Here is a 13,607-nt window from a genome sequence, read left to right as displayed (position 1 = left end):
TAAAAAAGGCGCCTGTTAGGGCGCCTTTTTGCTGACATCATCTTATTAGCGAGTGGTCGCTGCAGGTGATTTCATATAGCGGAAGAAATCGCTATCCGGGCTAAGAACCATCACGTCCTGATTGCTCTGGAAGCTGTTCTCATAGGCCCGCAGGCTACGGATAAAGGCGTAGAAGCCCGGATCCTGGCTGAATGCATCAGCAAACAGCTTGGCGGCCTCTGCATCGCCTTCACCACGCATAATACGGCCCTGACGTTCTGACTCAGCCAGCGTCTTGGTGACTTCATAGTCCGCGGTAGCACGCAGTTTCTCAGCCTCTTCCTGACCTTGTGAACGGTGGCGACGAGCAACCGCTTCACGCTCGGCGCGCATACGGTTGTAAATCGCTTCCGACACTTCCGCCGGCAGGTTGATCTGCTTGATACGAACGTCAACGACTTCAATACCCAGTGCCGCCATACTGTTCGGGTTAATCACCGGGACTTTACCGTTGGTTTCTGTCGCCACGCGCTCCGCCGCTTTGGCGATAGCATCGTCGGCAGCCGGAGTGCTGACTTCATCTTCAGTCCCCGCAGAACCGGAGTTCAGGGCATCGCGGACTTCCAGGGTCAGACGACCACGGGAATCGGTCACGATATCTTTCACGTCCAGGCGACCAATTTCAGAACGCAGACGGTCAGAGAACTTACGCTTCAGCAGAACCTCGGCCTGGGAGACGTCGCCGCCGCCGGTTGCCAGGTAGTAGCGGCTGAAGTCACTGATACGCCACTTAATGTAGGAGTCAACGATCAGGTCTTTCTTCTCTTTAGTGACAAAGCGATCGGCCTGGTTGTCCATGGTCTGAATACGCGCATCCAGCGTTTTCACTGATTCAATGAACGGGATCTTGAAGTGCAGACCCGGCGCATAGACCAGCGGTTTGTTTTCACTATCGCGCAGGACTTTACCAAAGCGTAGCGTAATGCCACGCTCGCCTTCTTTGACAACAAAGACAGACATGTAAAGCACTACCAGCACGATAACCACTATCGCAATAACAGGTTTACGCATCGTTATTCCCCCTGACGCTGGTAGTCGTTACGCTGCGCGTTAGCGCGGCGCTGGTCCATGATATTGCCGTCCGTAGTAGTCGACGTCGTACTGGCACTGCTTGAGCTTGATGCAGGCGGCAGGCGCAGCAGATCGCTGGCACCACTACTACTGTTCTTTGCCGCTGGGGTACCAGCGCCTTTCAGCATCTGGTCCAGAGGCAGAACCATCAGGTTGCCGCCTTTATCGTTAACCAGCACTTTGCGAGTGTGGCTCAGCACTTTTTCCATGCTTTCGATATACAGACGTTCACGGGTAATTTCCGGCGCAGCTTTATACTCTGGCAGGATTTTCGCAAAGCGAGCCACTTCACCCTGAGCTTCGAGGACGGTCTGAGTCTTATACGCACGCGCCTCTTCCAGGATACGCTGTGCCTGACCATTAGCTCGCGGCTGCACTTCGTTGGTGTACGCTTCAGCTTCACGGATGTACTGCTGTTCGTTCTCGCGAGCGGCAATAGCATCATCAAACGCGGCTTTCACTTCTTCAGGCGGACGAGCCGTCTGGAAGTTGACGTCCAGCAGAGTGATACCCATGTTGTACGGACGAATTGTCTCTTCCAGCTCACGCTGGGTATCGCTACGAATAACGGTACGACCTTCGGTCAGAATGCGGTCCATCGTGTACTTACCAATAACACCGCGCAGGGCGCTGTCGGTCGCCTGACGCAGGCTGTCGTCTGCGCTGGCTACGCTAAACAGGTAGCGCTCAGGATCGGTCACACGATACTGCACGTTCATCTCAACGCGTACGACGTTTTCATCAGACGTCAGCATGACGCCAGAAGCCGCCAGTTCACGTACCGATTCAACGTTAACGGCCTGCACGTTATCGATAAAGGTCGGTTTCCAGTTAAGACCAGGCTCAACCAGATGACTGAATTTACCAAAGCGTGTTACCACACCACGTTCCGCTTCCTTGATGGTATAGAAACCGCTGGCTGCCCAGATAATTACCGCAGCAGCGGCAACGATGCCGACAATGCGTCCGCCCATTGGGCCGCGTGGTCCTTGAGAGCTGCTACCGCCCCCCTGGCCCCCTTTGCCGCCACCGAGACCGCCAAGTTTTTTACTTAACTTGCGGAAGATATCATCCAGATCGGGCGGCCCCTGCTCGCGACCACCTTTATTGCCATTTCCCCCGGAGTTGCCGCCTTGGTTATTGCTGCTCCCCCACGGGTCGCGGTCCTGTCCGTTATTACCGGGCTGATTCCACGCCATGTATATGCTCCATATTTGTTTTTGATATCCCCACAGGGGTTAATATCTTCAGGCAAGCTGCAAGGTCAAATCACGTAATCAACCAGCGCTGGCTCTTGTTTACAGAGGCGACGCCAGTCAACGATCGGCATGCGCACCTGCAGACTCACGCTGCCGTCATCCTCCATCCACTCTTTTTCTATCGCCTGAAGCTGATAGAACCGACTTCTCAGTCGCCCTTCCTGTGGCGGTAGGCGCAGCGTGTGCTGTGCCACTTCACCGGAAAGCCGTTCCGTCAAAGCCTGAAAAAGCAGTGGTACGCCAATCCCGGTCTGGGCGGAGAGCCAGACCCGAATCGGTTTATTCTCTTCATCCCGATCGATACGCGGTTCAAAATCATCCAACATGTCGATTTTGTTCATCACCAGCAGCATCGGGATCTCATCGGCCTCGATTTCAGCGAGTACCGTATTAACTGCATCAATGTTTTCCTGTACACGGACATCGGCTGCATCAATCACATGCAGCAACAGGGTCGCCTGACGCGTCTCCTGCAAGGTGGCTTTAAACGCGGCAACCAGATCGTGTGGCAGATGGCGAATAAAGCCGACGGTGTCCGCCAGCACGGTCTCGCCAACATCGGCGACATCAATGCGACGTAGCGTCGGATCCAGCGTTGCGAACAGCTGGTTCGCAGCATAGACCTCGGCTTCGGTTATCTGATTGAACAGCGTTGATTTTCCGGCGTTGGTGTAACCCACCAGCGAGACGGTTGGAATATCGGCTTTGGCTCGCGACCGCCGTCCTTGTTCACGCTGTTTTGACACCTTTTCCAGCCGCCCCAGGATCTGCATGATCCGGTTACGCAGCAGTCGACGGTCAGTTTCGAGCTGGGTTTCACCCGGGCCGCGCAAACCAATCCCGCCTTTTTGTCTTTCAAGGTGGGTCCAGCCACGAACCAGGCGCGTGGCCATATGGCGTAGCTGTGCCAGCTCAACCTGCAGTTTCCCTTCATGGGTACGTGCGCGCTGGGCAAAAATATCTAAAATAAGACCTGTGCGATCGATAACCCGGCATTCGCATAAGCGTTCCAGGTTTCGTTCCTGAGCCGGGCTCAGAGCATGATCGAACAGCACGACTGACGCGCCGGTCGCTTTTACGGCTTCCGCAATTTCGACAGCCTTACCTTCACCAACAAAATATTTTGGGTGCGGTGCTTTACGGCTACCGGTAATCACCTGCATTGCTTCGACACCGGCAGAGGAGACCAGGGATTCAAACTCCTGAAGGTCTTCCATATCTTTGTCTTGCGAAAAATAGATGTGTACCAGCACCGCCTGCTCACCGGCATCATAACGGTCAAACAAGCATAAACCCCTTATCAAATACCAGCGGAGAACCCAGTTACCCGTCGTCTTTCAGGTCGCATGCGTTGGTGCTCTGACCCATACGGGTCACCAAACACCTCTTTCAATATGCGTCTGACAAATGTGTTGTACCCAGTCATTCACTAACGTAAATGACTGGGGAGTCACTACATGCCGCTTTCCTGAAACCTGAAATGCATCGGTAAAACCTGGCTCCCCGGCATGGAAAAACAGCTAAACCTTACTCGGTGTCTTCGCTGTCTTGCTGCGGCGCAGAAGAACCCTGCGCGCTACCACCATGGTGATAGTTGCTTGTACCGCCGCCAGCATTATTGCTGTGGTGAGACACCGGGCGAGACGGGACAACAGTAGAAATTGCGTGCTTGTAGACCATCTGGCTGACCGTGTTTTTCAACAGGATCACGAACTGATCGAAAGACTCAATTTGCCCTTGCAGCTTAATACCATTCACCAAATAAATAGAAACCGGAACACGTTCCCGACGCAAAGCGTTCAGGAACGGATCTTGTAAAGATTGCCCCTTAGCCATTCTCTCTTTTCCTTATATGTATGCTTGTTTTGTACTCAGAACCTTACGATTCTTAAAAAAAATTACGCACGATACCGTTTAATTGTACACGTTCAGTCCTGGCTCGCACCAACTACCTGTAATACTTTGTTGAGCGCCTGTTCAGGGTGTTCACTATCTAACCAGTGAATATCTTCCCAGCCACGCAACCAGGTGATCTGACGTTTAGCTAACTGTCTCGTCGCGCAAACACCTCGATAAACCATTTCATCATACGAGATCTCGCCTTCAAGGTATGACCACATCTGGCGGTATCCGACACAACGAATGGAAGGCATGTCCGTATGCAAATCTCCGCGGGCAAAAAGCGCCCGTACTTCTGCTTCAAAACCCGAAGCCAACATCTGATGAAAACGCTGTTCAATGCGCTGATGGAGCAGTTCACGGCTCGCCGGGGCGATGGCGAACTGATGCACCTGGTAAGGCAGAGCGTCTCCTGACGTTTGCGTCAGTTCCGTTAAAGTTTTACCCGAAATGAAAAAAACTTCCAGTGCTCGGGAAAGTCTTTGCGGATCATTTGGATGAATACGCGCGGCCGCAACGGGATCGATCTCCTGTAGCTGCCGATGCAATGCGTGCCACCCCTGCTCTGCTGCCTGCTGCTCAATGTTGGCCCTGACCTGAGGGTCCGCCGACGGTAGCGGCGATAAACCTTCCAACAACGCTTTGAAATACAACATGGTTCCGCCAACCAGTAGCGGAATGCGCCCGGCAGCGACGATATCCGCCATTTCTGCCAGCGCATCACGGCGAAAATCAGCCGCGGAATAAGCCTCTGCCGGATCGCGAATGTCCAGCAACCGATGCGGTGCTGCACTCTGCTCCATGGCATCCGGCTTCGCAGTGCCGATATCCATTCCTCGATAGATAAGGGCGGAATCAACACTAATCAACTCTATCGGTAAAATTTTACGCAATGCAATCGCTAATGCGGTTTTACCAGAGGCCGTTGGGCCCATTAAAAATATTGCCTTAGGCAGGCTCGCCGTCGTGACATCACTCATCTTTCAGGGCATTCATCGCCGAATGTAAATCAACAGGTTGTAACAGACCACCCGGCGGCGCTTTTACCAGTTGCGGGCACAAACGTTCAACATCTGCCAGAACGGTAATCGCCTGCGCCATATTCCACTGCGCATGTTCGCTCGCCAGATTACGCGCGATCCACTGCGCGATGTTGCCGACGTCGAATGCCTTTTGCTGCGCCAGGTAGCCTATCAGTTCAGGAATCAAGATTTGTAAATTTTGTTGTCTTAAGGGTAAAGGCACGGCGCGCACCGTTAAATGTTGCGCGTCCGATTGCACATCGATACCCAGCACTGCCAATGCCGATTGGGCTTTACCCAGCGCCTCTTTTTCCGCTGCGGAAGCTTTCAGACGCAGGGGGATCAACAGAGGCTGCGCGCAAACCGGCTCAACCGCCGGCGTCAGCTGCGCCTGCCGTAACCAGCGTTCCGCAACCGTCAATGACAGCAGCGCCAGCTTACCGTCGCGCTCCAGCAACGCACAGTCGCCCCCGACAATAGTCAGTACGCGGCCAAAGCTCTGGCTGTGGCCAGATAACCCTTCCGCCACCGGCGTCGGCACAGTGTTTTTACGCTCAGCAGCCGGAGTATCCAGCAACTGGCGATAGAGCGCGCCCTGCTGTTTCTGGTAGCCCGGCTGCGCATGCGGCCAGCTGGCAGCCCCCGCGGCTGCAGGGCTGGTAGGCGCGCGTGGCGTATCGCTGGAAAAACGAGGCGCGGCAGGCTCACGAGCCACCGCAGGTTGTGCAAAGTGGTTGCCTCCCGCCGCCACCCGGTTTTCCGGAATCGGTGGCCGCGACGGTACCATCTCGTCATCGTCCTCCACCAGCGGCGCCTGAAGCTGCTGCTGGAGCACGCTCAATACGCCCTGGTAGATAAAATCATGTACCAGACGAGACTGATGGAAACGGACTTCATGCTTCGCCGGATGGACGTTCACATCCACCTGGTGCGGGTCAATCTCGAGATAGAGGACAAACGCCGGTTGCTGATCCGCCCCAAGTTTATCTTCGCAGGCCTGGCGAATCGCGTGATTAATTAACCGATCGCGCATCATACGGCCATTCACATAACAGTACTGAATTTCCGCCAGTGCCGGGTTGGTATGCAGCGGATCGGCCACCCAGCCGCGCAGAGTCAGATCGCCATGCTGCCACTCAATCGCCAGAGCATGCTCCAGAAACGGCATGCCGCAGATCGCACCTAGCCGCCGCTCGCGCTGCCCACCTTCGGGCACAGCACGATACTGACGTACCGCTTTGCCGTTGTGGCTGAGATTAATCGTGACGTCGAAGCGCGCCAGCGCGATGCGTCTGACGATCTCATCAATATGGCCAAACTCGGTCTTTTCGGTGCGCATAAACTTACGTCGCGCCGGGGTGTTATAAAATAGATCCAGCACTTCAAGAGTGGTGCCAACCGGGTGTGCCGCCGGTTTGACCGTCACCTCCTGATCGCGACCTTCGGCATACGCCTGCCACGCTTCCTGCTGCTCCGCGGTACGGGAGGTGAGCGTCAGCCGGGCAACCGAGCTGATACTGGCCAGCGCTTCGCCGCGGAAACCGAGGCTGATAATGGCTTCCAGATCGTCGAGGGTGGTAATTTTACTGGTGGCGTGACGAGCCAGCGCCAGCGCCAGCTCATCCTTTTTGATACCGCAGCCGTTATCACGAATGCGGATAAGTTTTGCGCCGCCGCGTTCGATATCAATATCAATCCGCGTAGCGCCAGCATCGAGACTGTTTTCTACCAGCTCCTTCACTACCGACGCCGGACGTTCCACCACCTCACCTGCGGCAATCTGGTTGGCGAGCTGCGGCGGTAGAACCTGAATCGGCATGACTGACTCCTTAATTGATCAACGTCCTGCCAGGCGACGTGGCGCTGGCGGTTTGCGCTGGCTCACCGTGGGGTGCCGATTGTAGCGGGTGCTGCATAAAGTAGTTACGCAGACCGTTATAAATGGCTTCGGCAATCTGCTGCTGATAATTATCGCTGCCCAACAGACGCTCTTCCCCGTTGTTACTGATAAAGCCGGTTTCCACGAGGATCGACGGGATATCCGGCGAGCGCAGTACGCCCAGGCTGGCGTGTTCCGGACGACGTTTATGCAAATCGCCCACCCGCTGCAGCTGGCTTAATACGTTTGTCGCGACATCATACCCGACGCGCTGAGAATGGCCGAACTGTAAATCCAGTACCGCCTGGCTGAGGTAAGGATCTGACTGGCTGTTTGCCAGCACATCACCCGCCCCACCGAGCAGCTCAGACTGCTTCTCGTGCTGTTCAAGCCAGCCCGCCATTTCGCTGTTCGCGCGGCGGTTAGACAGTACCCACACCGATGCACCGGTAGCATCGCGGTTCGGCGCCGCATCGGCGTGAATCGACACCAGGAAGTTCGCATTCTGCTTACGCGCTACGTCTGAACGGCCCATCACCGAAATAAAATAGTCGCCATCGCGGGTCAGCACCGGCTTAAACAGCGGATCGGCATTGAGCAGCGTGCGCAGCTTGCGGGCAATCGCGATGGTGACATTCTTCTCTTTGGTGCCATTAGGTCCGATGGCGCCAGGATCCTGACCACCGTGGCCGGCATCAATCGCAATAATGACTTTTTCATCCGTGGCCACAGCGCGTGTTACCGGGCGCGTCGTGCTTTGGTTATTAGTCATCGCGGTGGGACGATCGCTCCCCGATGCACTGAATGGGTTACGTGCCGGCGCTGTAGGACGGGCAGGCGCAACCGGTGTTTCCACCCGCTTAGCAACGACCGGGGGCGGTGGCGGAGGTGGCGGCGCATCGGCATTAATGGTGAAGACGACGGTGTAGTTCGAACCATTTTGCTGTTTCACGGCTCGTGTTTTGCCATTTTCGGTCAGATCGACCAGCAGGCGCAGCGTCTGAGGATCCGTCGCCGTCCCCGAACGAATGCTCTTCACCAGATTGTTGCCGCTAAACAGCAGTGGTAACCCCTGAAGGGCGCCGCTCTGCTTAATATCCAGCGCCACAGTACGCTTACCCTGTGCGCTAAACGAGTATTCGGGATCGCCAATAAAGCTGATAGTAATACGGGCCTGTTGATCGCCATTGGAGACCTGGATATCGGACAGACTTGCCGCAGTGGCCTGAATGCTTAACAGCATCAGCGCAGCGGCCAGCCAACTGGTTATACGATGGATCATCCCGCTATCCCTCAGGCTAAACGCGTCAATACAGACTCACCCAATGAGGAGACCGCCGTTACGCGCGCCTCACGCCCTTGTGCCTGATACTCAAGATGGATTTCGACATCTGGCTCAGGCAGAACACCCGCACCTTGTTGAGGCCATTCCACCAGGCAGATGGCATCATTTGCAAAATAATCGCGGATCCCCATAAATTCGAGCTCTTCGGGATCCGCCAGACGATAGAGGTCAAAGTGGTACACCATCAGATTTTCGAGGGTGTAGGGCTCGACCAGCGTATACGTCGGGCTTTTAACATTGCCGCGATGGCCGAGGGCGTGGAGAAAACCGCGACTAAAGGTCGTTTTACCGGCGCCTAAATCACCATACAGGTAGATGACCGTGGCGCCGGAACAAGCCTGCGCAATACGGTCACCCAAGTCTAAAGTTGCCTGCTCGTCAGCTAAAGGAATCACTCGGTTCATCATGGTCCAGGTCAATCACATCCGGGTTAACAACACGCCTGAGCGTGGAAAAGAGATCGGTCGCCAGCATCCCGCGGCTGCCATCACGGGCAGCCAGTCGGTCAGCGGCTTCGCCATGCGCAACACATCCGGCGCAGGCAGCATCATACGGCGTCAGTCGTTGTCCTGATAGCGCGGCGATAATGCCGGTCAGCACATCGCCCATGCCGCCGCTGGCCATGCCTGCGTTGCCCGCATCGATAATACCCATCTCACCTGCTTCGCTGGCCACCACCGTACCCGCGCCTTTCAGCACGACCACGCCACCGTACTGTTTTACCAGACGTTGTGCAGAAAGTAAGCGATCGCTTTCAATTTCTGCCACACTGCAGTTCAACAAACGGGCGGCTTCACCGGGGTGCGGCGTCAGCACACGATTGTGACGTTTATCGGGAGTGATTGCCAGTAGGTTCAACGCATCCGCATCCCAGACCATCGGTTTACGAAAGTGCGCCACCTGACGCAGCGCCTGGGCCCCCCATTCGCGCTGCCCAAGCCCGGGGCCTATTGCTACCACATCGGCCCATTGCAGGCTCTCATCGAGACTCTGGGTTGTCAGTTCGTGGACCATCAGTTCAGGCCGGGCCGCAACAATGGGAATAATATTGTCTTTGTGAGTAAGCACTCGCACCAGACCCGCACCAGCCCGTAGCGCGGCTTCACCGGCCATGCGAATCGCGCCCCCGGTGCCACAATCGCCACCGATAATGACCAGCTTACCGTGATCGCCTTTGTGCGATGTCGGGCGTCTTGGCGGGAGCCAGTGGGCCAGTTGTGACGCATCGAAACGCCGTAGCGGCACCGTCTGCTCCGCCAACCAGGTTTCCAGCCCCAGGGCGTGATAATAAAGCCGGCCAACCACATCCCGGGCTTTCCCGGTCAGTAGCCCGGGCTTGAGACCAATGAACGTGATCGTACAGGCGGCCTTTATCACCGCTCCGGGAGTCGTCCCCGTTTGCGCGTGGAGTCCGGAGGGGATATCCAGCGCCACTATCGGGGCAGGGTGGGCGTTCGCACGCTGGATCAGCGTGGCGACATTATCCCGTGGCGCACTCTGTAACCCGGTGCCGAGAAGCCCGTCGATAATCAGAGCAATATCCTGCGGCCAGGGGATCTCCGCCGCATGAATGGTCCCGCCGGCATCCAGCCACGCTTCACGGGCGGTAGCGGCTTCTTCCGGCAACGGCTTGTCGCTTTCCAGCGCCAGCAGCGTCACACGGATGCCGTCGGCCTGCGCCAGACGCGCCACCACATAGCCGTCACCGCCGTTATTACCGTGGCCACAGAGAATCAGCCAATGCTGGCTGGCAGGATAATTGGCTCGGGCATGTTGATAGGCAGCCTCGCCGGCGCGCTGCATCAGTTCAAACAGCGTCAGGCCGAGGCTGTCCGCCGCCGCTTTTTCTGCGCGTCGCAGCGCATCTGCAGGCCAAATGAAGTGTGGTATACTGACAGGGTTTTTTGTCATTGTATGGTCCATCATGTCTGAGCCCCTCGATCTCAATACGTTAGCGCAGCAAATCAAGCAATGGGGCACTGAACTAGGGTTCCAGCAGGTCGGCATTACCGACACCGATCTCAGCGCCAGCGAACCTAAACTACAGGCATGGCTGGACAAACAATACCACGGCGAGATGGAATGGATGGCGCGTCACGGTATGATGCGCGCCCGCCCCCATGAGCTCCAGCCCGGCACGTTACGCGTGATCAGCGTGCGGATGAATTATCTCCCCGCCAACGCCGCTTTTGCCCGCACCCTGAAAGACCCCTCGCTGGGTTACGTCAGCCGTTATGCCCTTGGGCGTGATTATCATAAGCTGTTACGTAACCGCCTGAAAAAACTCGGTGAGATGATTCAGGAACAGTGTACTTCGCTCAATTTTAGACCGTTTGTCGATTCTGCGCCCATTCTGGAGCGCCCGTTAGCGGAAAAAGCCGGTCTGGGCTGGACAGGTAAGCATTCGCTTATCCTTAATCGCGATGCCGGATCGTTTTTTTTCCTCGGCGAACTGCTGGTCGATATCCCTCTTCCCATCGATAGCCCGGTGGAGGAAGCGTGCGGACGCTGCGTGGCCTGCATGACGATCTGCCCGACCGGGGCGATCGTTGAGCCGTATACCGTCGATGCCCGCCGCTGTATCTCTTATCTGACCATCGAACTGGAAGGGGCAATACCCGAAGAATTTCGTCCGCTCATTGGCAACCGCATTTATGGCTGCGATGACTGCCAGCTCATCTGCCCGTGGAACCGCTTTTCGCAGCTAACAGATGAAGAGGACTTCAGCCCACGTAAAGCGCTACATGCGCCGCCGCTGGTAGAGCTGTTTGCCTGGAGCGAAGCACATTTTCTGAAAGTTACCGAAGGGTCCGCGATTCGCCGCATTGGTCATCTGCGCTGGCTGCGTAATATTGCCGTTGCGCTGGGCAATGCCGCCTGGGATGACGCGCATCTCAGCGCGCTGGAGAGCCGACGGGGTGAGCACCCACTACTTGATGAACACATTGAGTGGGCGGTCGCTCAGCAAATCGAAAAGCGAAATACTGACGTCATTGAAGTGCAACTGCCGAAAAAACAGCGGCTGGTTCGGGTGATTGAAAAAGGGCTACCAAGGGATGCCTGATTCATTCACAGGCTGTGAATAAAAACAAAAACACATTGCGTTTCAACATGCAGACGTTCGTCAAGTGATCGCGATAACACTTTGAAATGAATTTTTATTATTAAATTTCAATACGATGGGCTGATATTATTTACAAAATGAAGTTATTCATCTGGAAATGCACAGACGCTAACCTGTGGATAACTCTGTTTACAGTATTTTTGATGTGACGCTGAAAAGCATCGCAGATGCGATTTGCACTGTGGATAAACTGAAGATGAGAAGAAATTTTGGAGCGGGAAACGAGACTCGAACTCGCGACCCCGACCTTGGCAAGGTCGTGCTCTACCAACTGAGCTATTCCCGCGTACTTCTGGGTATTTCTGGCCATATTTCTACGGCGTCGTGATTTGCATTTCTGCTTCGTCACGGGAGGCGCATTATACGAGAATTCGATGGAGCTGCAACCCCCCTGCGAACACTTTTTTGCGTTTTTTGTTTGAATGGACACTTTATCACCAACCAGCGCGTCAAATTGTACAAATAAGCGACAAACAAGGCAAAATAACTTTTTCCGACCCCGCTAAGGGCGCAAAATCGCTCAGATTTGTGGGTCGTGATACCCGCAGACGGTCAACCACAATGACAAACAGGGAATTAACATGAAAAGAGCGCTTTCGGTCCTGCTGCTGACCACGCTTGCTGCAGGAACAGCATCCGCGACAACGCTGCATTTTGGTACCACCACGGCCAATCCGCCCTTTGAAACCGTCAACGCCAAAAACCAGCCCTCAGGTTTTGATATCGACCTGGCCAAAGCACTCTGTAAGCAAATGCAGGCCGAGTGCACATTCACCCCGCAGCACTTCGACACGCTGATTCCTGCGCTCCGCTTTAAAAAGTTCGACGCCATCATCGCCGGTATCGAAGTGATTCCGATGCGAGAAAAGCAGGTGGCGTTCACCCAGCCCTATCGTCAGGCGCTCTCTGGCGTGGTGGTCACCGCGAAAGGTGCCGCCCATCACTTCACTGATCTGAAGGGCAAAACGCTTGGCGTCGTCAAAGGCAGCATTCACCAGCATTACCTGCAGGACAAACAAAAAGGGGTGAACGTGCAGATTTACGCCAATAGCGATGCCGCCCTCGGAGCCCTGAAAGCAGGAAGTGTGGATGGCGTGATGGGTGACCAGACGACCCTCGACCAGTGGCTACCGGATAATCCTGACTACGCGATGATGGATGAACGAGCCACCGATCCGAACTATTACGGTAAGCAATACGCCATTGCGGTACGTAAAGATGACCCGGAGTTGCTCAATACGATGAATGCCGCGCTGGAGGTGGTGAAAGCCTCGCCAGACTTCCAGGCTATGGAACAGAAGTGGTTTAAATAGAAGATCTGCGCCGGGGCCGTCTGACCCCGGCGTTGCGATTACAGTTGAATAAAGTGTTCGCGATAGTAAGCCAGCTCAGCCACCGACTCGCGGATATCATCCATCGCCTGATGGGTCCCCTGCTTTTTAAAACCATCGAGGATTTCCGGCTTCCAGCGGCGCGCCAGCTCTTTCAGAGTGCTGACGTCAAGGTAGCGGTAGTGGAAATAGGCTTCCAGCTCCGGCATATATTTGAACAGGAAGCGGCGGTCCTGACCAATGCTGTTCCCGCAGATCGGTGATTTACCTGCCGGCACCCACTGTTTAAGAAATTCGATCGTCGCCAGCTCCGCTTCACGGTCACCTTGAGTGCTGGCCTTCACGCGCTCGACCAGGCCGCTCCCGGTATGGGTACGCACGTTCCAGTCATCCATCAGCGCCAGCTGCGCGTCGGACTGGTGTACCGCAATCGTCGGTCCTTCTGCCAGGATGTTAAGGTGTGCATCGGTCACCAGGGTGGCGATTTCAATAATGCGATCGCGCTCTGGATCCAGCCCTGTCATTTCAAGATCAATCCAAATCAGGTTGTTTTCATCTGCACTCATGCTATTTTCCACCCATAATTTTACCATTCTGGCCCGTAAAATTTCAGGATGCAGGCGGAACAATGCACCAGC

The 13,607-nt window shown here is 55.4% G+C and carries 12 protein-coding genes and 1 tRNA gene; 2 read left to right on the top strand and 11 right to left on the bottom strand.

Translation table 11 applies throughout. The annotated features are described in order from the left end of the window. Window positions 1–45 precede the first annotated feature (45 nt). The 9 genes from hflC to nnr all read right to left on the bottom strand — a co-directional run bounded on the left by hflC (window position 46) and on the right by nnr (window position 10,425). Window positions 46–1,050 carry a protease modulator HflC gene (hflC, locus tag ACMYSO_RS16065; protein WP_434586658.1) on the bottom strand — a complete coding sequence of 335 codons (1,005 nt, stop codon included), beginning with the start codon at window positions 1,048–1,050 and terminating at the stop codon, window positions 46–48. 2 nt (window positions 1,051–1,052) lie between these two features. Continuing rightward, window positions 1,053–2,309, bottom strand: coding sequence for an FtsH protease activity modulator HflK (gene hflK / locus ACMYSO_RS16060; protein ID WP_123757848.1), 1,257 nt, complete (start codon window positions 2,307–2,309; stop codon window positions 1,053–1,055). Between the two features lie 65 nt (window positions 2,310–2,374). Then, window positions 2,375–3,655, bottom strand: a complete 1,281-nt coding sequence (gene hflX, locus ACMYSO_RS16055; protein ID WP_434665894.1) for a ribosome rescue GTPase HflX — start codon at window positions 3,653–3,655, stop codon at window positions 2,375–2,377. Window positions 3,656–3,896: 241 nt separating this feature from the next. After that, complete coding sequence (gene hfq / locus ACMYSO_RS16050; protein ID WP_004857035.1) at window positions 3,897–4,205, bottom strand: RNA chaperone Hfq; 309 nt, start codon at window positions 4,203–4,205, stop codon at window positions 3,897–3,899. A 92-nt stretch (window positions 4,206–4,297) separates the two neighbouring features. After that, entirely contained in the window at window positions 4,298–5,248 is a 951-nt protein-coding gene (miaA, locus tag ACMYSO_RS16045) for a tRNA (adenosine(37)-N6)-dimethylallyltransferase MiaA (protein ID WP_434586661.1), read from the bottom strand. Next, window positions 5,241–7,109, bottom strand: a complete 1,869-nt coding sequence (mutL, locus tag ACMYSO_RS16040; RefSeq protein WP_434665891.1) for a DNA mismatch repair endonuclease MutL — start codon at window positions 7,107–7,109, stop codon at window positions 5,241–5,243. The genes miaA and mutL overlap by 8 nt, the downstream gene beginning before the upstream one ends. Before the next feature lie 10 nt (window positions 7,110–7,119). After that, entirely contained in the window at window positions 7,120–8,451 is a 1,332-nt protein-coding gene (amiB, locus tag ACMYSO_RS16035; RefSeq protein ID WP_434665889.1) for an N-acetylmuramoyl-L-alanine amidase AmiB, read from the bottom strand. An 11-nt stretch (window positions 8,452–8,462) separates the two neighbouring features. Further along, a complete protein-coding gene (gene tsaE, locus ACMYSO_RS16030; RefSeq protein WP_434665886.1) occupies window positions 8,463–8,921 on the bottom strand; it encodes a tRNA (adenosine(37)-N6)-threonylcarbamoyltransferase complex ATPase subunit type 1 TsaE in 459 nt (152 codons plus the stop codon). Further along, the gene (nnr, locus tag ACMYSO_RS16025) at window positions 8,893–10,425 is read right to left on the bottom strand and encodes a bifunctional ADP-dependent NAD(P)H-hydrate dehydratase/NAD(P)H-hydrate epimerase (protein WP_434665885.1); all 1,533 of its coding nucleotides are present in this window, start codon (window positions 10,423–10,425) and stop codon (window positions 8,893–8,895) included. Before nnr ends, tsaE begins: the two co-directional genes overlap by 29 nt. 13 nt (window positions 10,426–10,438) lie before the next feature. On the opposite strand from nnr, the gene queG reads away from it, so the two are divergent. Then, on the top strand, window positions 10,439–11,578 hold the full coding sequence (gene queG / locus ACMYSO_RS16020; protein ID WP_434665882.1) for a tRNA epoxyqueuosine(34) reductase QueG: 1,140 nt from the start codon (window positions 10,439–10,441) through the stop codon (window positions 11,576–11,578). 270 nt (window positions 11,579–11,848) lie between these two features. Here the strand turns inward: queG and ACMYSO_RS16015 are convergent. Then, window positions 11,849–11,924 (bottom strand) — tRNA-Gly (locus ACMYSO_RS16015). A 295-nt stretch (window positions 11,925–12,219) separates the two neighbouring features. Here ACMYSO_RS16015 and ACMYSO_RS16010 point away from each other — a divergent pair. Then, on the top strand, window positions 12,220–12,951 hold the full coding sequence (locus ACMYSO_RS16010) for an arginine ABC transporter substrate-binding protein (protein ID WP_434665879.1): 732 nt from the start codon (window positions 12,220–12,222) through the stop codon (window positions 12,949–12,951). Window positions 12,952–12,989: 38 nt separating this feature from the next. Here ACMYSO_RS16010 and orn read toward each other — a convergent pair whose 3' ends face one another. Further along, window positions 12,990–13,535 carry an oligoribonuclease gene (orn, locus tag ACMYSO_RS16005; protein ID WP_123757839.1) on the bottom strand — a complete coding sequence of 182 codons (546 nt, stop codon included), beginning with the start codon at window positions 13,533–13,535 and terminating at the stop codon, window positions 12,990–12,992. Window positions 13,536–13,607 lie beyond the last annotated feature (72 nt).

The sequence above is a fragment of the Klebsiella sp. B345 genome, assembly GCF_051131735.1.
Classification (GTDB): domain Bacteria; phylum Pseudomonadota; class Gammaproteobacteria; order Enterobacterales; family Enterobacteriaceae; genus Klebsiella.
Note: the sequence above shows the minus strand (reverse complement) of the source record. Positions and strands in the feature narration are given on the sequence as shown.